The organism is Curtobacterium sp. ABR8, from assembly GCF_057812125.1.
Genome location: NZ_CM173818.1, coordinates 123,545 through 141,666 on the forward strand (window position 1 = coordinate 123,545; position 18,122 = coordinate 141,666).

Below are 18,122 nucleotides of genomic sequence, written 5' to 3' on the forward strand. Positions count from 1 at the left end.
CCGGCCGTGTCCTGCCGGCCACGCGCGTCAGTCGGCGCGCGGTTCCGCCGCCACGGCGGCGGTGGCCGCATGAGCCGCGTCGGGGACCTCGGTCGGTGCTTCGTCGGTGCCCCGGGCACGTCCGATCAGGTCCATCAGGTGGTAGACGACGATCGCGGCGATCGTGCCGAGGATGATGCCGCCGAAGCTCGCCTGCCCGAACGCGAACGTGAAGTCCGCGATGCCGATGATCAGGGCGATGCCGGCGGTCAGCTGGTTCTTCGGCTTCGAGAAGTCGACCCGGTTCTCGACCCAGATCCGGATGCCGATGACACCGATCAGGCCGTACAGGGCGGTGGTCGCACCGCCGAGCACGCCGGCCGGCACCGAGGAGATGACGGCGCCGATCTTCGGGGAGAGGCCGAGCAGGACGGCGGCGATCGCGGCGACCCAGTACGCGGCGGTGGAGAAGACGCGGGTCGCGGCCATGACGCCGATGTTCTCGCCGTAGGTGGTGGTGGCCGAGCCGCCGCCGACTCCGGCGAGCACGGTGGAGACGCCGTCGGCGAAGAGCGCCCGGCCGGTGAGGGGCGTGAGGTCACGGCCGGTGAGCTGTCCGACGCCCTTCACGTGGCCGACGTTCTCGGCGACGAGCGCCAGGACGACCGGCACGAACGCCAGGTAGATCGGGAGCTGCGACGGGTCGAACGCGGGAGCGGTGAAGTCCGGCAGACCGATCCACGGCTTGTCGCCGACCTTCGAGAAGTCGACCTGACCGCCGATGAGCGCTGCGACGTAGCCGACGAGCACGCCGATGACGATCGACAGGCGGCCGATCAGGCCCCTGAACAGGACCGTGACCAGGATGATCGTCGCGAGGGTGATGACCGCGATGACCGGGGCTTCCGTGAAGTTCTTCCGGGCCGACGGCGCCAGGTTGAAGCCGATCAGGGCGACGATCGCGCCCGAGACCACCGGTGGCATCAGCCGGTCGATCCATCCGGCGCCGGCCAGGTGCACGACGAGCCCGACGATCGCGAGCAGCGCACCGACGACGATGATGCCGGACAGGGCGAGCGGGATGCCGCCGATCTTCGTCGCGGCACCGATCGGCGCGATGAACGCGAACGACGACCCGAGGTAGCTCGGCAGGCGGTTGCCCGTGATGAGCAGGAACAGGATCGTGCCGATGCCGCTGAACAGCAGGGTCGTCGACGGCGGGAAGCCCGTCAGCAGCGGCACCAGGAAGGTGGCACCGAACATCGCGACGACGTGCTGCACGCCGAGACCGATCGTCCGGCCCCAGGTGAGTCGCTCGTCCGGTGCCACGATCGTCGTCGCGGAGACGGTCTTGCCGTCGCCGTGCAGCTTCCACGGAAGTCCCATGCGATGACCGTACCGGCAGCCGTCCACAGGTGACGACGCACACCGACCTGCTGCATGGCGTCGGTGGCTATCGTGGACCGCATGACCGACGTCGCACGTGCCTCCGGCATCCACACTGACGAACTCGACCCCGCGGTGCGCCCCCAGGACGACCTGTACCGCCACGTGAACGGCACCTGGATCGCCGAGACGCCGATCCCCGACGACAAGGCCCGCTACGGCTCCTTCACGGTGCTGGCCGAGGCCGCCGAACTCGCCGTCCGCGAGATCATCGAGCGCTCGCAGCAGGCCGCACCCGGCACCGAGGAACGCAAGGTCGGTGACCTCTTCTCCTCCTTCACCGACGAAGCCCGACTCGAGGAGCTCGCCACGGCGCCGATCGAGCCGCTACTCGCCGAGATCACGGCCATCGAGTCCGTGCCCGAGCTCATCGCCACCGTCGGGCGCTTCGAGCGTCTCGGCCTGCCGAGCTTCCTGCAGCTCTTCGTCGACAACGACCCGGGCGACCCCGAGTCCTACGTCGTGTTCCTCGAGCAGTCCGGTCTCGGGCTGCCCGACGAGTCCTACTACCGCGAAGAGCGCTTCGCCGACATCCGCACGAAGTACCGCGAGTTCGTCGCGGCGATGTTCCCGCTCGCCGGGTTCGAGGACGGCGGCGACCGCACCGAGCACGTCATCGCGCTCGAGACCGCCCTGGCGTCGAAGCACTGGGACAACGTCACCACGCGCGACAGCCAGAAGACCTACAACAAGCTGCCCTGGGCGGAGGTCGCGGCGCTCGCCGAGGGCATCGACCTGCAGACGTGGTGGCAGGCCATCGACGCGCCGGCCGGTGCGTTCGAGACCGTCGTGGTGCGCGAGCCGTCGTTCATCACGGGCCTGGCCGAGCTCCTGCGCGACCAGCCGCTCGAGGTCTGGAAGGACTGGCTGCGCTGGCAGGTCATCCGCGGCTCGGCCGCGTACCTGACGAGCGCGTTCTCGGCCACGAACTTCTCGTTCTACGGCACCGCACTCACCGGTGCGCCGAAGCAGCGCGAGCGTTGGAAGCGTGGCGTCTCCCTGGTCGAGGGCGCGATGGGTGAGGCGGTCGGGCGGATCTACGTGCAGGAGCACTTCGACGAGTCCTCGAAGGCGAAGATGGACGACCTCGTCGCCAACCTGGTCGAGGCGTACCGCCAGAGCATCACGGCGCTGGACTGGATGACCGACGAGACCCGTGCACGTGCCCTCGACAAGCTCGACAAGTTCACGCCGAAGATCGGGTACCCGGTCAAGTGGCGCGACTACTCGGCGCTGCCCGTGACGGCCGACGACCTGGTGGCGAACGTCCGCGCCGTGGCCTCGTTCCAGGTCGACCGCGAGCTCGGCAAGATCGGCAAGCCGATCGACCGCGACGAGTGGTTCATGACGCCGCAGACGATCAACGCGTACTACAACCCGGGCTTCAACGAGATCGTGTTCCCCGCGGCGATCCTGCAGTTCCCGTTCTTCGACGCCGACCGCGACGCCGCCGCCAACTACGGCGCGATCGGTGCCGTCATCGGTCACGAGATCGGCCACGGCTTCGACGACCAGGGCTCGCAGTACGACGGGGACGGCAAGCTCGAGAACTGGTGGACCGAGGCCGACCGCACGGCGTTCGAAGAGCGCACGAAGGCCCTCATCGCGCAGTACGACGCACTCGTCCCGACCGAGGTCCCGGACGGCCATGTCAACGGTGCCCTGACGATCGGTGAGAACATCGGCGACCTCGGTGGCCTGTCGATCGCGTGGAAGGCGTACCTGCTGTCGCTCGACGGCCAGGAGCCCCCGGTCGTCGACGGCCTGACCGGTGCCGAACGGTTCTTCCTGAGCTGGGCGCAGGCGTGGCAGATGGCGATCCGTCCGGAGGAAGCCGCGCGCCTGCTGTCGATCGACCCGCACTCGCCGAACGAGTTCCGCTGCAACCAGGTCGTCCGCAACATCGACGTCTGGTACGACACGTTCGGCGTGACCGAGCAGGACGCGATGTACCTCGACCCCGCCGAGCGCGTCGCGATCTGGTGATGGTGGAGCCCGACGCGGCTCGGTCGTCACGCCGTCGGCGGCCGGGGGACCGCTCAGGTGGTGGCGGTCGGGCCCGCGGTCGGCACAGCGGTCGGACGGACGACCGCTTCGGCGCCACGGTCGAGGCCCTCGGTGCGCTCGCCCTCGACGGCGCCGGGGTCAGTGCCTCGGTGATCGACACGTCCTCGGGCAAGGCCCTGCTCGCGGTCGACGACACCCTGGTGCAGCCCGTCGCGAGCCTCGGGCGCGTGCTGCTGCTGATCGAGGTCGCGGCGCAGCTCGAGGACGGCCGTCTGCACGGCGACCGTCTGCAGCGCATGGCGCGGGACACCGCGACCGGTGCCGGCCTGTGGCAGTTCCTGCAGGAGCCGACGATGCAGGTGCCCGACCTGGCGACCCTGGTCGGCGCCACCGGAGACACGTGGGCGATGAACGCGCTGCTGTCGACGGTCGGCATCGACGCAGTCCGAGAGCGTGCGGAGTCGCTCGGCATCGAGCGGACCGCGCTGATCGACCGGGTGCGCGACCGTCGTGGCCCCGACGACGCCCCGGACGCCTCCGTCGCCCCGACGGGCGAGCTCGCGTGGGTGATGCGCGGGCTGGCGCTCGGTGAGGTCGTGGACGAAGCGGTCTCGAACCGGGTGCTCGGGTGGCTGTCACTGGCGAGCGACCTGAACCTGGTCGCCGGCTCGTTCGGCCTCGACCCCCTGGCGCACCGTGCGCTCGACCACGGGTTGCAGGTCGTCGCGGTCACCGGGTCGAGCACGGGCGTCCGCGCCGAGGCCGGGATCCTCCGCGGTCCGGGCTCGTCGGTCAGCTACGCCGTGACGGTGACGTTCGACGACGCCTCGTTGCAGCGGCGTCTCGCGGTCATCGAGGCGCTGCGCACCATGGGTACCGAGGTGCTCGAGGCCGTGCACGCCCCCGCCCGCCGCTGACCCCGGCGGGTGCGGTCCAGCGTCGGTGCGGTGTCGTTCCGCTCAGCGGAGCAGGACGAACGACCGCAGCGGCTGCGGCTCGACGTCGTGCACCTCGACGAACCCGCGCGACTCGTAGAACGCACGCTGGCCCGGTTCGGCGTCGGTCAGCAGGACGGTCTGCCGGACGTGGGAGTACCGATGCAGGACCGCGTCGAGCAGTGCGCCGCCGACGCCGGAACGATGCGCCGACGGCACGACGAGCACGTCCTGGACGTACACGATGGTCTGGCCGTCCGAGATCGTCCGCAGCAGACCGAGCAGCTGCCCGTCGTCGTCACGGGCGGTCACCACGGCGTGCGACCCCGCGACCGCGGCGGCGAGGGCTGCCGGATCGCTCGTGTAGGCGGTCCACCCGACGGCGTCGTACAGCGCCACGAGCTCGTCCGTACCGGGTCGTTCGTCCCTGATCGTGAACGTCACGGCTCCATGGTGCCCGAGTCAGGGCGCGAGACGCGGCCGCACAACCAAAGTCGCCCGGAACCGTGCGATCACGCGGTTCGAAGACACTTCGGTTGTGCGCGCCCACCCCCGCTGCGCGCCCACCCCGCTGCGCGGCCCCCCGCCGCGCCCGCTACGACGTCGCCTGCCCCTCCGGCACGAGCGCCTGCACGGACAGCAGCGACGCATCGGCGGACGCACACGCCTGGTAGTCGGCGTTCTTCACGAACAGCGACTGCTTCGATCCGGGCGGGTACACGCGGAACCCGTCCGGGGTCTTCGGCGAGCAGTCCGCCTTCGAGTAGTTCCCGGCCTGGACGATCTTGAGCGGCGCCACGGCGGTCTGCCCGGCGGCCAGGGTCACGGTCGGGTGCGGTGAGCTCTTCTCCTGGGTCGCCGCGGCACCGATCTGGGTGCCGTTGCCGCCGCCGACGAACGAGACGCCCGGCCAGCCCTGCAGCGTGCAGGTCGTCGAACCGGTGTTCCGCAGTGCGAGGTGCACGATGACGCTGCCGGCTGCTCCTCCGCTGCCCGGCTCGATGCTGGCGGCGAGCGACGACGCGGCGCACCTGCTGCTGGCCGCAGAGTCCGACCCGGAGCCGTCCGACCCGGTACCGGCTGACGCCGAGGCGCCGGACGACGGTGTCGCGGAGGACGACGACGAGGACGAGGACGCGGACGGCGACGGCGCGGGCGCCGTGACCGTCTCGGTGGCGGAGGGTTCCCCGCCGGAGGCACAACCCGCCAGCGCCCCGACTGCGACGAGCCCGGTGACGGCGAGCAGGAACTTCGATCGGCTGCTGCGTTGCATGGTGCACAGGCAACCACCACCGGGAGATCCAGGTTCGGTCGGCATCCAGGGTCCGCGAGCACACTCCGGAGGCAGGAACCCGAGCAGCGGAGGTCGGACATGACGGGCAAGCACGAACAGGCACGTGGCGATGAGGGTCGCGCGGACGGGGTCGAGACCCACGCAGGCGCGTTCACGGACAGCGACATCCCCGGCGAGGAGCACGTCACGACGACGGAGCCGGTCGGCGAGTTCGTCGCGAGCGACATCCCGGGCGAGGCCCGTCCGGATTCGAGCGGCCCCGACGGTGAGTACGTCGACTCGGACATCCCAGGCGAGGCCGAACCGACGCAGGACGGCGAGACCGGCCACTACGTCGACACGGACCAGGCCTGACGACTAGTCGATGCGCTCCGCCGCCACCAGGCGGCGGAGCGTCTCCACGCCCGCCGGCGGGCAGCGACCGGCGTCCGCCGAGGTGACCCACTCGACCTCGTCGACCTCTGCCGAGGCGACGGGCGTGGCGGAGTCCAACGGGCCTCCCGGTCGGACCAGGAACAGGGTCATCGCTACCATGGTGCCGGGCGCCTGCCCGTGTGCGGGTTCGAGGACGACGCCGAACGGGTCGACGTCGTCGGCGGTGACCCGCAACCCGGTCTCCTCGTGGGCTTCTCGGATGACGGCGTCGACGTCGGTCTCGTGCGGCTCGGCCTTGCCGCCGGGCAGGTAGAGCACGTCGCGCGCTCGCGCGCGCACCATCAGCACACGCCGGTCACGGATCAGCAGGAGTGCACTGACACGCAGCGTGGGGGGTTGCGAGCCTGTCTGGAGGCTCAGCTCGCGTCCGCCTGGTCGTCGCGCGTCGAGACGGTCGGGTCCAGGGCGGTGCGGTCGGCGAGCGGGACGACGGGCGCCGGCAGCTCCGCCTCGGGCTCGGGCCGCACGCCGAACAGGGCGTCGATGGCCCCCACGAACTCTTCGCCACGACCGGCGCGCCCGAGCTCACGGGCCCGGACGGAGGGGCGGTGCAGCAGGACGCCGACCAGGTGCCGGAGCGCCCGCTCGGTGTGCTCGGCGGACTCGCCGTCGGCGTCGCCGCGGCGCTTGGCGCGGTCGATCTCGTCGTCGAGGATGTCGAACACGTGCTTGCGGAAGGCGACGAGGGCCGGGGTGGTCGACTGCTCGAGCGCCTGCGCCCGGAAGCGGGACACGGCGTCGTCGACCATCGCGCGGGCCTCGGACTCGGCGTTCAGCTCGGAGATCGGGGCGTGCAGGCTGATGGTCTCGAGGTCGAGCAGCTCGACGCCGTCCACACCGGCGGCGGCCGGGTCGACGTTGCGGGGGAGTCCGAGGTCGATGATGATGCGGCGGATGCCGTCGTCGAGGTCGGCCGGCGCGACGACCGGTACCTCGCTCGACGTGCAGGTGATCACGACGTCGCTGGTACCGATCGCGTGACGCAGGTCACGGGCGGCGACGAGGTCGTGCTTCGCGGCGAACCAGGCGGCGCGGCCCGATGGCGAGAACACCTGGATGTGCACGGCGCCGCGGTCGCGCAGGGCCGCGATGGTGGTGGCCGCGTAGCTGCCGGTGCCGATGAGCAACACCCGGGTGTGCGCCCAGTCGGTGACGCGCGACGAGGCGAGCTGCAGGCCGAGGCGGACGAGCGACCGACCGGCGGCACCGATCCGGGTGCGGGTCTTCACGCCGCGCGAGGTGTGGGCGGCTTCCTGGAACAGCCGCTCGAGGTCCGAGGTGGTGGTGCCGTTGCTCCGGGCGTCCTCGAGCGAGCGGCGGACCTGGCCGGAGATCTCGGTCTCGCCGACGACGACGGACTCGAGCCCGCTCGACACGGCGAACAGGTGCTGCACGACGTCCTTGCCGCCGAGCACACTGACCGAATCACGCAGTTCGGTGGCGTCCAGGTCGCTCGCGGCCGCCACGGCCTGCACGGTGGCGGCGACGGCGGAGTCGCGGTCGTCGCCGGCGATGTCGAGGTACGCCTCGAAACGGTTGCACGTGGCCAGCACCACTGCACCGTCCAGGACGTCGGAATCCGTCACGAGGTGGCCTGCTGCGGCCGGGGCAGCGATGCTCAGTCGCTCCAAGAGGTCGAAGCTGGCGTTGCGATGCGACGCCGTGAGACAGATGAGCACGTAGCCAATGGTAACGCGCTCGATGGGACAATCATCCGGTGACCGACGCGACGACCACATCCCTCCCCGACTCCCACCCCCTGGCATCAGGGCGGACGAGTGGTTCCCGCCTGGTGCGGGCCCTGCGGGGTGACCGTCCGGAGACCCTGCCGGTGTGGTTCATGCGGCAGGCCGGCCGGTCGTTGCCCGAGTACCGCGAGCTCCGGGTGGGCACGGCCATGCTCGACGCGTGCCTCGACCCCGAGATGGCGTCGGAGATCACGCTGCAGCCTGTCCGCCGGCACGGAGTCGACGCCGGCATCTTCTTCAGCGACATCGTCGTCCCGATCAAGCTCGCGGGCGTGGACGTCGAGATCGTCCCCGGACGCGGCCCCGTGCTCGGGTCCCCGATCCGCACCGCGGCCGACGTCGACGCGCTGGAGCCGCTCGACCCGGCCGCCCTCGAACCCATCCGGCAGGCGGTCGTCCGCACCGTCGAGCAGCTCGGGGACACCCCGCTGATCGGGTTCGCCGGTGCGCCCTTCACGCTCGCCGCGTACCTGGTCGAGGGCGGTCCCTCGAAGGACCACATCCGCGCCCGCACCCTCATGCACGCCGAGCCGGAGACCTGGTCGCGGCTGCTGGCCTGGGCGGCGGAGGTGTCGGGGGCGTTCCTGCGGGCCCAGGTGCTCGCCGGGGCCTCGGCCGCGCAGCTCTTCGACTCGTGGGTCGGCTCCCTGTCGCGCGCCGACTACGTCCGGTCCGTCGCACCGCACTCGGCGCAGGCGCTCTCCCACGTGACCGACCTGGGTGTGCCGCGCATCCACTTCGGCGTCGGCAGCGGCGAGGTCCTGGCCGACATGACCACGCTCGGCACCGACACGGTCGGCGTCGACGCGGTCGGGGTCGACTGGCGGCTCCCGCTCGACGAGGCCGTGCGCCGGGTCGGTACCGGCGTGAGCGTGCAGGGCAACATCGACCCGGCGATGCTCTCGGCCCCGTGGGAGGTCCTCGAGGCCCACGTGCGCGAGGTCGTCCGCCGCGGTGGTGCCGCCCGCGCCCACGTCGTGAACCTCGGCCACGGGGTGCCGCCGGAGACCGACCCGACGGTGCTGACACGTGTCGTGGAGCTCGTGCACTCCCTGGGCGACGGCACGGACGGCACCGACGGGACAGCCGGAGCCGCAGCGTGACCGACGTCGTCGTGGTCGGCGGCGGGATCGCCGGACTCGTCACCGCCCGCGACCTGGCGAAGGGCGGCGCGGACGTCGTCCTCATCGAGTCGTCCGGGGTGCTGGGCGGCATGATCCGCCGGCACACGGTGGGCGGTCTCGACCTCGACATGGCGGCGGACTCGTTCGCGACCCGCACCGACGCCGTCGGCCGCCTGGCGATCGAGCTCGGCCTCGGCAACGACGTCGTCGCCCCGGACCCGCGCGGCGCCTGGCTGATGACCCGCGACGGTCGGACGTCGCCCATCCCCGCGACCGGGCTCCTCGGCATCCCGAGCACCCCGATGGCCGCCGACGTCCTCGCCGTCGTCGGGCAGAAGGGCGGGCTCCGCGCGCAGATGGACTCGCTGCTGCCCGGACCGGTCGGCGCCAAGGCGGAGTCCCTGGGCGAGCTCGTCCGGCGGCGCATGGGGGAGCGGGTCCTCGACGACCTGGTCGTCCCGATCGCCGGCGGGGTGCACTCCACCCACCCCGACCAGCTCGACCCGGAGCGGGTGGCTCCCGGTCTCCGCGCGGCGCTGCTCCGCGAGGGCTCGCTCGCCCGCGCGGTCCTGGCGCTCCGGGCCCGCGCTGCCGCCGGCACCCCGGTGCAGGGGATCCGCGGCGGGATCGTCCGGCTCGTGGACGAACTCGTCGCCGACACGGAGACCTACGGCGTCGACGTCCGGCTGCACACCCGGGCGACGCGGATCGAGGCACACGCGGTCGAGGTCGTCTCCGCCGACGGCACGGTCGAGCGCCTGCCCGCGCAGCACACCCTGTCGTCGGTGCCCGACCCCGAGCGCACCGCGGCGCCGGACCGCACCGGCATCGAGCTCGTCACGCTCGTCGTCGACCAACCCGAGCTCGACGCGGCTCCACGCGGGACCGGGATGCTCGTGCACCCCGATGCCCACGCCGTGGCGGCGAAGGCCCTGACGCACGCGACGGTGAAGTGGCCCTGGCTCGCCGAGGCGGCCGCCGGGCGCCACGTGCTGCGCCTCAGCTACGCGATGCCGGCCGACGCGACCAGCGTGCACGGCGCGACGGGACCCGACGACGCGGCCACGAGCCTCCCGGTCGACCCGGACGGACCGGTCGGGACCCGGGCGCTGCACGACGCGGCCACGCTGCTCGGCGTCCCCCTGACGGCGACGCACGTCGCGGGCGCCGCACGCGTCCGCTGGCACGGTCCGGACCTGACCGCCGCCGGTCTCGCAGCGGGTGTCGTCGGCGTCGGCGAGGTGGCCACCGGCCGGGGTCTGGCCGGCATCATCGGGGCCGCGCGGACCGCCGCTGGACAGATCCTGGGTTCCTGAGCGGACCGCAGACCACCCGGGGGCTACTGTTGGTGAGACCGTCGGACGTATTCCGTTCGGCGCATGACCACCGCACACTGAACCAACGGAGGAATCGCACATGCGCGGAAAGCTCCTGTTCGTCGCCGGCGCCGCACTCGGGTACGTCCTGGGATCGCGAGCCGGACGGGCGCGGTACGAGCAGATCAAGACCGTCAGCGGCAAGGTCTGGAACAGCAACGGCGTCCAGAAGGGCGTGCACGTCGCTGAGGACTTCATCGCCGACAAGACCCCGGACGTCGCCGAGTTCATCGGTGAGACGACGAAGAAGGCCGTCCGCAAGGTCGGCCAGAAGAAGGACACCACCACCTCATGACCGACACCCGCGACCGCAAGTCGCGTTCGCTGTTCGGTCTGGTGGGCGACGTCCCGAAGCTCGTCAAGGGCCTGGTCAAGGGTGAGATCGACCTGCTCAAGGCCGAGATGCTCACCAAGGCCAAGATCTTCGGACTGGCCGCGGGTCTGCTGGTCGGTGCGCTCGTCATCGTGCTCTACGCGATCGGCGTCTTCCTGACCGCCGCCGTGATGGGCCTGGCGACCGTGATGCCGGCCTGGCTCGCAGCGATCGTGATCGCCGTGGTGATGCTGATCATCGCCGCCATCCTCGGGTGGATCGGGTGGAAGCGCCTCAAGAAGGGCCTGCCGATCACGCCGAAGCGCACGATCGACAGCGTCAAGAACGACATCAACGCGGTGAAGGGGATGGGCAAGAAGCCCACCCCGCCCAGCCAGTACGGCAGCCGCAAGCCGGACGTCGGCGGCCGGTTCTGAGCCCCGACAGCCGCACCACCGACGGAGGAACCGTGACCGATCCGCACGACGATCTCGCAGACCGCGTCGCCGCGACCCGCGCCCAGCTGTTCGACACCCTCGACGCGATCGAGGACAAGCTCAACGTCCCGAAGCAGATCGGCATCGCGGCGTCGAAGGTCAAGCGCGGGATCGACGAGAAGCCGGTCCCGTACCTGGCCGGGCTCGCAGCCGGAGTAGCGGTGGTCGGGGGTATCGTCGTGATGGTGCTCCGACGGCGGTAGACCGCCCGAGCGCGGTCCACCGGGTGCGGGGCGGCCACGACCCTGGCAACCGATAGGACAAGGATCCATGAGTTCCGACGCGCCCACGAACACCGCGCCCGCGCATTCCCCGCACGAGACCGACCCCGCCACCGGGATCGATCCCAACCTGATGACGGCCTACGCGCTGTGGGCCGTCTTCCGCCGTCCGCTCGGACCCGTGCACCGAGTCGGTGACGACGCCGTCGCCGAGCTGGACGCCGTGATCGCGTCCGCCGCCGAGCGTGGCGTGACGACCCGGGGCTTCTACGACGTCTCCGGGTTCCGCGCCGACGCCGACGTCATGATCTGGCTGCACGGCGACGACGCGCAGGCCATCCAGGCGGTGCTGCGCGAGATCCGTCGCACCGGGCTCTTCCAGGACGCCGAGCCGGTCTGGCACGTGATGGCGATGCACCGCGAGGCCGAGTTCAACAAGCGGCACACCCCCGCCTTCCTGCGCGGCAAGGACCCCGAGGCGTGGATCACGGTGTACCCGTTCGTCCGCTCCTTCGAGTGGTACCTGCTGCCCGAGGACGAGCGCTCGAAGATGCTCCGCGACCACGGGATCGCCGGCGCGAAGTACCGCCGCGTCCTCACGAACACCATCGCGACCTTCGCCCTGAGCGACTACGAGTGGATCCTGCCGCTCGAGAGCCCCGAGCTCGTCGACCTCGTCGACCTGATGCGCGACCTGCGGGCCACCGAGGCGCGCCTGCACGTGCGCGAAGAGGTCCCCTTCTTCACGGGTCGTCGCGTGACGACCGCCGAACTCCCGGAGGTGCTGTCATGACCGACACCAGCATGATCACGAACGGCCAGCCCGTCCTCGCCGCCACCCCCGCGGCGGCGTCCGGACCGGAGCACGTCGAGGTCCCGACCGCCTACGACGCGATCCTGCTCGCCGGCTTCGGTGGGCCCGAGGGCCAGGACGACGTCATCCCGTTCCTGCGCAACGTCACCCGCGGCCGGGGCATCCCGGACGAGCGGCTCGAAGAGGTCGCCCACCACTACCGGCACTTCGGTGGCGTGAGCCCGATCAACGCGCAGAACCGCGCGCTGAAGGCCGCGCTCGAGGCCGAGCTGGCGTCGCGCGGCATCGACATGCCCGTGCTCTGGGGCAACCGCAACTGGGAGCCCTACCTGGAAGGCGCCTTCACCGAGGCAGCCGACAAGGGCTACAACAAGCTCATCGCCATCGCGACGAGCGCCTACTCGTCGTTCTCCAGCTGCCGCCAGTACCGCGAGGACTACGCGCGCGTCCTGGACGAGACCGGACTGCTCGGCACCATCGAGATCGACAAGATCCGGCAGTTCTTCGACCACCCCGGCTTCGTCCGGCCCTTCGTCGACGGTGTCCGGGACGGCATGGCCCGTGCCATCGCCGAGAACGACGGGCTCGACGTCGCCACCGAGCTGCACGTGCTGTTCTCGACCCACTCGATCCCGTCGACCGACGCCGCGAAGTCCGGCCCGGACTACCGCGGCTTCGACGAGCACGGCGCCTACGAGGCGCAGCACCTCGCCGTGGCGCAGGTCGTCCTCGACCAGGCGTGGACGGAGCTGCTCGAGCAGCCCGAGCACGCGCACCTGCAGGGCACGTCGAAGCCGGCGTGGAAGCTCGTCTACCAGTCGCGCTCCGGCCCCCCGACGCAGCCGTGGCTCGAGCCCGACATCAACGACTACATGAACGAGGACCTCAAGGGCGGCTCGACGCGGGCCGTGCTGATCGTCCCACTCGGCTTCGTCAGCGACCACATGGAGGTCATGTGGGACCTCGACGAGGAAGCCACCGAGACCGCCGGAGAACTCGGCTTCTGGTCGCTCCGTACGCAGACCCCCGGCATCGACCCGGCCTACGTGTCCGGCCTGGTCGACCTGGTGCTCGAGCGCGTCAACGGCACCCCGACCAGCGAGCGTCCGCACCTGACCGACATCGGCCCCTGGTACGACGTCTGCCGCCCGGGCTGCTGCGAGAACGTCCGCGCCGGCTTCAAGCCCGCCGCCGCCGGCGTCGCGCCGTGACCGACGGACCGACCCCGATCCGGCTCGGCACGCGCGCCAGTCGGCTCGCGGTCGCGCAGTCGCAGGACGTCGCCGACCGCCTGGCAGCGGCGGCCGGCCGCCCGGTCGAGCTCGTCACCGTCACGAGTGAGGGCGACACGAACCGCGCCTCGCTCGCGTCGCTCGGGGGCACCGGCGTCTTCGCCAGCGCCCTGCGCGAGGCCCTGGTCGCCGGCGAGGTCGACGTCCTCGTGCACTCGCTCAAGGACCTGCCGACGGCGCCGTACCCGGGCCTGACGATCGCCGCCGTCCCGAAGCGCGCGGACGCCCGTGACGTCCTGGTCGCCCGCAACGGCGCCACGGTCGAGAGCCTGCCCGAGGGGGCGAAGGTCGGCACGGGCTCCCCGCGTCGTGTCGCACAGCTCAAGGCGAAGCGCCCCGACCTGGACGTCATCGACATCCGCGGCAACATCGACACGCGCCTGGGTCGCGTGGACGACGACCTCGACGCCGTCGTGCTCGCGGCCGCCGGGCTCGGTCGCATCGACCGACTGTCGGCCGCCACCGAACTGCTCGACCTCGGCTTCTGGCCGAGTGCTCCGGGTCAGGGCGCGCTGGCGATCGAGACCCGTGCCGACGAAGCCGACACGAACCTCCTCGCCGCGCTCCGGAAGATCGAGCACGCCCCGACCCGCCTGACGGTGACGGCCGAGCGCGAGGTCCTGGCGAAGCTCGAGGCCGGCTGCTCCGCCCCGATCGGTGCGACCGCGGTCGTGGACGCCGAGCTGCTCCTCGTCTCCGCCACCGTCTACAGCCCCGACGGCAGCGAGTACCGCACGGCGTCGCACGCGGCCGTTCTCGAGGGATCCGCGCAGGACCGTCTGGCCGAAGCGCTCGAGGTCGGTGGCCGCGTTGCCGCAGAGCTGCTCGAGAACGGTGCCGGTGACCTGGCGGACCTCGCCGACTCGGTGAAGTAGAGCCAGCCACGGACACGCCCGCTCCCGTCGTCGTCATCCCCCGGGGTGGCGCGTGGGGCGAGCGTGTCGTGGCGTCGGCCCGGCAGCGCGGGCTCGATCCGCGGGTCGTCCCCCTCATCACGACCGAGCCACCGCTCGACGTCGCTCCCCTCGACCGTGCGGTCGCGCGCATGGCCGGGTACGCGTGGGTCGTGGTGACCAGTGCGACGGCCGTCACGGTGCTCGCGGAACGCATGACGGGCCTCCCGTCCGGGGTGCGGGTGGCGACGGTCGGGGAGCCGACCGCCCGTGCCGCACGTGCTGCGGGCTGGGTCGTCGACCTCGTGCCGGACCAGGCCTCGGCCGCCGGGCTCGTCGCGGCCCTGCCGGACACCGACGGCACCGTGCTCTTCCCCCGCTCCGAGATCGCTGCGCCCACGCTCGTCGACGGGCTGCGGGCCCGCGGCATCGACGTGGACGACGTGGTCGCGTACCGTACCGTGGGGACCGGTGACGAGCCGATCACCCTCGACGCGGTGCCCGACGCGGTGCTCGTGACGAGCGGCAGCGTCGCCCGCGAGATCGCCCGCCGGATGACCCCGCTCGACCCCCGCACCCTCGTGGCCTGCATCGGCCCCGGAACCGCCGCCGACGCGCGCGCGGCCGGACTGCCGGTCCACGTCGTCGGACCCACCCGGTCCGCAGAAGCACTGCTCGACGCCGTCGTCGAAGCCCTGAACCCCACCGTCCCCGAACAGGAAGGCCACCCGTGACCGGCCGTTTCCCCCAGGTCCGCCCCCGTCGACTCCGCGCCACCCCCGCGATGCGACGCCTCGTCGCCGAGACCCGGCTGCACCCAGCCGAGCTCGTGCTGCCGATGTTCATCCGCGAGGGCGCGACCGACGCCGTCGACATCTCGAGCATGCCGGGCGTCCAGCAGCACTCGCTCGACTCGTTCCGGCGAGCACTCGTCGAGGCCGCGGGCCAGGGCATCGGCGGCGTGAACCTGTTCGGTGTGCCCACCACGAAGGACGCGACCGGGTCCGGCGCGACGGACCCCGACGGCATCCTCAACGTCGCCATCCGCGTGGCGAAGGAAGAGGTCGGTGACGACCTGGTCGTCCAGTCCGACCTGTGCCTCGACGAGTTCACCGACCACGGGCACTGCGGTGTGCTGGCGACCGACGGCTCCGTCGACAACGACGCGACCCTGCTGCGCTACCGCGACATGGCGGTCGCGCAGGCCGAGGCCGGTGCCGAACTGGTGTGCCTGAGCGGGATGATGGACGGCCAGATCGCCGCCGCCCGCGACGCGCTCGACGTCGCCGGACACACCGGCACCGCACTGCTGGCGTACGCGGCCAAGTACGCCTCCGCCTTCTACGGCCCCTTCCGCGAGGCCGTGTCGTCGTCGCTCGTCGGCGACCGACGGACGTACCAGATCGACGCCGCCAACGGTCGTCAGGGCCTGCGCGAGGTCGCGCTCGACGTCGACGAGGGCGCCGACGTCGTGATGGTGAAGCCCGCGATGAGCTACCTCGACGTGCTCGCCGAGACGGCCGCCACCTCGCCCGTGCCGGTGTGGGCCTACCAGATCTCCGGCGAGTACGCGATGATCACGGCAGCCGCGCAGAACGGCTGGATCGACCGCGACGCCGCAGCGATGGAGTCGCTGGTCGGCATCAAGCGGGCCGGCGCCGACGCGATCCTGACCTACTTCGCCGTCGACATCGCACGGAAGCTCAACCAGGAGGCCGGCCTCCGGACCTCCGGTACCACCGCCGCAGTCGCCGGCATCGCCTCGACCGGGAAGGCCCCCGAATGACCACGAACGACCAGCTGTTCGGCCGCGCGAAGAACGCGATCCCCGGCGGCGTGAACTCGCCCGTCCGTGCCTACGGTTCGGTCGGTGGCACCCCGCGCTTCCTCGTGTCGGCGAAGGGCGCCTACGTCACCGACGCCGAGGGGCGCGAGTACGTCGACCTCGTCGCGTCGTGGGGGCCGGCGATCCTGGGCCACGCGCACCCGGGCACCGTCGAGGCCGTGCAGCAGGCCGCCGCACGAGGGCTGTCGTTCGGCGCCTCGACCCCGGGCGAGACCGAGCTGGCCGAGCTCGTGAAGCAGCGGGTGTCGGTCGACGGCGACGGCCCCATCGAGAAGCTCCGCATGGTGTCCACCGGCACCGAGGCCACGATGACGGCGATCCGGTTGGCCCGTGGCTACACCGGCCGCGACCTGCTCGTGAAGTTCGCCGGGCACTACCACGGGCACTCCGACTCCCTGCTGGCCGAGGCTGGCTCGGGCGTCGCCACCCTGGCGATGCCGGGCAGCGCGGGCATCACGGCCGAGACCGCCGCGCAGACGCTCGTGCTGCCCTACAACGACCTCGACGCGGTCCGCCGTGCCTTCGACGAGCACTCCGAGCGCATCGCCGCCGTGATCGTCGAGTCGGCCGCGGCGAACATGGGCGTGCTCGCCCCCGAACGCGGCTTCAACCGGGCGCTCGCGCAGATCACGCAGTCGCACGGGGCGCTGCTCATCGTCGACGAGGTTCTGACCGGGTTCCGCGTCGGGTCCGCCGGATGGTGGGGCCTCGAGGCGTCGAAGGTCGTCCCCGACGGCGCCGGGTGGAAGCCCGACCTGATCACGTTCGGCAAGGTCATCGGCGGTGGCATGCCCCTGGCCGCGCTCGGTGGTCGCCGCGAGGTGATGGACTTCCTCGCCCCGCTCGGCCCCGTGTACCAAGCGGGCACCCTGTCCGGCAACCCGCTCGCGGTCGCCGCCGGCATCGCCACCCTCCGGGCCGCGACGCCGTCCGTGTACGAGTCGTTGAACCGCACGGCATCGGTCATCTCCGCGGCGACGTCGGACGCCCTGTCGGCGGAGGGCGTCGCCCACACCGTGCAGCGCGCCGGCAACCTGTTCTCGTTCGCCTTCACCGACACCGCGCCGCGGAACTACGACGACGTGCGGGCGCAGGACGTGTTCCGGTACGCGCCGTTCTTCCACGCGATGCTCGACGCCGGGGTGACCCTGCCGCCGAGCGTGTTCGAGGCGTGGTTCGTCACGGCCGCCCACGACGAACGAGCGGTCGGGCGGATCCTCGACGCCCTGCCCGCAGCGGCGAAGGCCGCGGCGGCTGGTTGACTGGCCACATGCAACTCGCCGAGGCCCTCATCGAGCGCGCCGACCTGCAGAAGCGCATCGAACAGCTGCGCGGCCGCATCGCCGCGAACGCCCGCTACCAAGAGGGCGAGGAACCCGATGAGGACGCCCGCGAGCTCCTCGCCGAGGCGGAGCGGTCGATCGACGCGCTCGAGGTCCTGCTCGCCCGCATCAACGCGACGAACGCCAGCACCACCGTCGCGTCCGGGCAGACCGTGACCGCGCTGCTCGCCCGCCGCGATGCCCTGCGGTTGCGGCACGCGCTCGTCACCGGGGCGGCGGACGCCACGGCCGGCGCCACCGGCGGCTACCGCCAGCTCCGCAGCGAACTGCGGACGTTCGCCGCGCTGCCGACCGCCGAGCTCCGGTCGCGGGCCGACGCACTGGCGAAGGAGATCCGCGAGCTCGACGCCGTCGTCCAGCGCACCAACTGGGAGGTCACCCTGGTCGACTGAGCAGCGGGCGGTGCGTCGGTAGACGGACCGGGGCGGGTACGGACCCGATGACCGGCGGGCAACCCGGTCCCTGTCGGCGCAGTGGGCAGCGCCATGGCGAGAGCCGTGCACATCGCAGCCCAGTACGGCGCACCAGGTACGGTGCACACCGCACCACGCACAACCGC

Annotated in this window: 20 protein-coding genes; 15 read left to right on the top strand and 5 right to left on the bottom strand. The window is 71.9% G+C overall.

What is annotated here, in order from left to right; genetic code table 11:
- Positions 1-27 precede the first annotated feature (27 nt).
- Positions 28-1,365, bottom strand: a complete 1,338-nt coding sequence (locus ACXKZB_RS00575) for a uracil-xanthine permease family protein (protein ID WP_488824282.1) — start codon at positions 1,363-1,365, stop codon at positions 28-30.
- A gap of 81 nt (positions 1,366-1,446) precedes the next feature.
- Here ACXKZB_RS00575 and ACXKZB_RS00580 point away from each other — a divergent pair, with 81 nt between their 5' ends.
- Entirely contained in the window at positions 1,447-3,411 is a 1,965-nt protein-coding gene (locus ACXKZB_RS00580; protein WP_488824283.1) for a M13 family metallopeptidase, read from the top strand.
- Positions 3,411-4,349, top strand: coding sequence for a serine hydrolase (locus ACXKZB_RS00585; RefSeq protein ID WP_340196669.1), 939 nt, complete (start codon positions 3,411-3,413; stop codon positions 4,347-4,349). The genes ACXKZB_RS00580 and ACXKZB_RS00585 overlap by 1 nt, the downstream gene beginning before the upstream one ends.
- A 42-nt stretch (positions 4,350-4,391) precedes the next feature.
- On the opposite strand, the gene ACXKZB_RS00590 is transcribed toward ACXKZB_RS00585, so the two are convergent.
- Positions 4,392-4,811, bottom strand: a complete 420-nt coding sequence (locus tag ACXKZB_RS00590) for a GNAT family N-acetyltransferase (RefSeq protein ID WP_488824284.1) — start codon at positions 4,809-4,811, stop codon at positions 4,392-4,394.
- Between the two features lie 151 nt (positions 4,812-4,962).
- A complete protein-coding gene (locus ACXKZB_RS00595; protein WP_488824285.1) occupies positions 4,963-5,640 on the bottom strand; it encodes a DUF4232 domain-containing protein in 678 nt (225 codons plus the stop codon).
- A gap of 99 nt (positions 5,641-5,739) precedes the next feature.
- Here ACXKZB_RS00595 and ACXKZB_RS00600 point away from each other — a divergent pair, with 99 nt between their 5' ends.
- Positions 5,740-6,015, top strand: coding sequence for a hypothetical protein (locus tag ACXKZB_RS00600; protein WP_488824286.1), 276 nt, complete (start codon positions 5,740-5,742; stop codon positions 6,013-6,015).
- Between the two features lie 3 nt (positions 6,016-6,018).
- Here the strand turns inward: ACXKZB_RS00600 and ACXKZB_RS00605 are convergent, their stop codons facing one another.
- Together ACXKZB_RS00605 and ACXKZB_RS00610 are read right to left on the bottom strand one after the other, a co-directional pair.
- Positions 6,019-6,456, bottom strand: coding sequence for an NUDIX hydrolase (locus tag ACXKZB_RS00605; RefSeq protein WP_488825938.1), 438 nt, complete (start codon positions 6,454-6,456; stop codon positions 6,019-6,021).
- On the bottom strand, positions 6,453-7,775 hold the full coding sequence (locus ACXKZB_RS00610) for a glutamyl-tRNA reductase (protein ID WP_488824287.1): 1,323 nt from the start codon (positions 7,773-7,775) through the stop codon (positions 6,453-6,455). Before ACXKZB_RS00610 ends, ACXKZB_RS00605 begins: the two co-directional genes overlap by 4 nt.
- A 38-nt stretch (positions 7,776-7,813) precedes the next feature.
- Here ACXKZB_RS00610 and hemE point away from each other — a divergent pair, with 38 nt between their 5' ends.
- From hemE to ACXKZB_RS00670, 12 genes are all read left to right on the top strand, one after another.
- A complete protein-coding gene (gene hemE, locus ACXKZB_RS00615) occupies positions 7,814-8,947 on the top strand; it encodes a uroporphyrinogen decarboxylase (RefSeq protein WP_488824288.1) in 1,134 nt (377 codons plus the stop codon).
- Positions 8,944-10,284 (top strand): protoporphyrinogen/coproporphyrinogen oxidase, encoded by a 1,341-nt coding sequence (locus ACXKZB_RS00620; protein WP_488824289.1) that lies wholly within the window; start codon positions 8,944-8,946, stop codon positions 10,282-10,284. Before hemE ends, ACXKZB_RS00620 begins: the two co-directional genes overlap by 4 nt.
- Positions 10,285-10,384: 100 nt before the next feature.
- On the top strand, positions 10,385-10,639 hold the full coding sequence (locus tag ACXKZB_RS00625; RefSeq protein ID WP_017887727.1) for a hypothetical protein: 255 nt from the start codon (positions 10,385-10,387) through the stop codon (positions 10,637-10,639).
- A complete protein-coding gene (locus tag ACXKZB_RS00630) occupies positions 10,636-11,094 on the top strand; it encodes a phage holin family protein (RefSeq protein ID WP_123311102.1) in 459 nt (152 codons plus the stop codon). Before ACXKZB_RS00625 ends, ACXKZB_RS00630 begins: the two co-directional genes overlap by 4 nt.
- Before the next feature lie 32 nt (positions 11,095-11,126).
- Complete coding sequence (locus ACXKZB_RS00635) at positions 11,127-11,357, top strand: DUF3618 domain-containing protein (protein WP_111083767.1); 231 nt, start codon at positions 11,127-11,129, stop codon at positions 11,355-11,357.
- Between the two features lie 67 nt (positions 11,358-11,424).
- Positions 11,425-12,168: a hydrogen peroxide-dependent heme synthase gene (hemQ, locus tag ACXKZB_RS00640; RefSeq protein ID WP_340196681.1), complete on the top strand. Its 744-nt coding sequence runs from the start codon at positions 11,425-11,427 to the stop codon at positions 12,166-12,168.
- Positions 12,165-13,400: a ferrochelatase gene (locus tag ACXKZB_RS00645; protein WP_488824290.1), complete on the top strand. Its 1,236-nt coding sequence runs from the start codon at positions 12,165-12,167 to the stop codon at positions 13,398-13,400. Before hemQ ends, ACXKZB_RS00645 begins: the two co-directional genes overlap by 4 nt.
- A complete protein-coding gene (gene hemC / locus ACXKZB_RS00650) occupies positions 13,397-14,356 on the top strand; it encodes a hydroxymethylbilane synthase (RefSeq protein WP_222659088.1) in 960 nt (319 codons plus the stop codon). The genes ACXKZB_RS00645 and hemC overlap by 4 nt, the downstream gene beginning before the upstream one ends.
- 68 nt (positions 14,357-14,424) lie before the next feature.
- Positions 14,425-15,108 (top strand): uroporphyrinogen-III synthase, encoded by a 684-nt coding sequence (locus tag ACXKZB_RS00655; protein ID WP_488824291.1) that lies wholly within the window; start codon positions 14,425-14,427, stop codon positions 15,106-15,108.
- Complete coding sequence (gene hemB / locus ACXKZB_RS00660; RefSeq protein WP_260232956.1) at positions 15,105-16,160, top strand: porphobilinogen synthase; 1,056 nt, start codon at positions 15,105-15,107, stop codon at positions 16,158-16,160. The genes ACXKZB_RS00655 and hemB overlap by 4 nt, the downstream gene beginning before the upstream one ends.
- On the top strand, positions 16,157-17,482 hold the full coding sequence (gene hemL, locus ACXKZB_RS00665) for a glutamate-1-semialdehyde 2,1-aminomutase (RefSeq protein ID WP_123311094.1): 1,326 nt from the start codon (positions 16,157-16,159) through the stop codon (positions 17,480-17,482). Before hemB ends, hemL begins: the two co-directional genes overlap by 4 nt.
- A gap of 8 nt (positions 17,483-17,490) precedes the next feature.
- A complete protein-coding gene (locus ACXKZB_RS00670; protein WP_123311092.1) occupies positions 17,491-17,955 on the top strand; it encodes a DIP1984 family protein in 465 nt (154 codons plus the stop codon).
- Positions 17,956-18,122 lie beyond the last annotated feature (167 nt).

Bases quoted from the DNA above. Each gene is read 5' to 3' on its own strand.
- ACXKZB_RS00575 (WP_488824282.1), bottom strand. From the start codon at position 1,365: ATGGGACTTCCGTGGAAGCTGCACGGCGACGGCAAGACCGTCTCCGCG.
- ACXKZB_RS00580 (WP_488824283.1), top strand. From the start codon at position 1,447: ATGACCGACGTCGCACGTGCCTCCGGCATCCACACTGACGAACTCGAC.
- ACXKZB_RS00585 (WP_340196669.1), top strand. From the start codon at position 3,411: ATGGTGGAGCCCGACGCGGCTCGGTCGTCACGCCGTCGGCGGCCGGGG.
- ACXKZB_RS00595 (WP_488824285.1), bottom strand. From the start codon at position 5,640: ATGCAACGCAGCAGCCGATCGAAGTTCCTGCTCGCCGTCACCGGGCTC.
- ACXKZB_RS00600 (WP_488824286.1), top strand. From the start codon at position 5,740: ATGACGGGCAAGCACGAACAGGCACGTGGCGATGAGGGTCGCGCGGAC.
- ACXKZB_RS00625 (WP_017887727.1), top strand. From the start codon at position 10,385: ATGCGCGGAAAGCTCCTGTTCGTCGCCGGCGCCGCACTCGGGTACGTC.
- ACXKZB_RS00630 (WP_123311102.1), top strand. From the start codon at position 10,636: ATGACCGACACCCGCGACCGCAAGTCGCGTTCGCTGTTCGGTCTGGTG.
- hemQ (WP_340196681.1), top strand. From the start codon at position 11,425: ATGAGTTCCGACGCGCCCACGAACACCGCGCCCGCGCATTCCCCGCAC.
- ACXKZB_RS00645 (WP_488824290.1), top strand. From the start codon at position 12,165: ATGACCGACACCAGCATGATCACGAACGGCCAGCCCGTCCTCGCCGCC.
- hemL (WP_123311094.1), top strand. From the start codon at position 16,157: ATGACCACGAACGACCAGCTGTTCGGCCGCGCGAAGAACGCGATCCCC.
- ACXKZB_RS00670 (WP_123311092.1), top strand. From the start codon at position 17,491: ATGCAACTCGCCGAGGCCCTCATCGAGCGCGCCGACCTGCAGAAGCGC.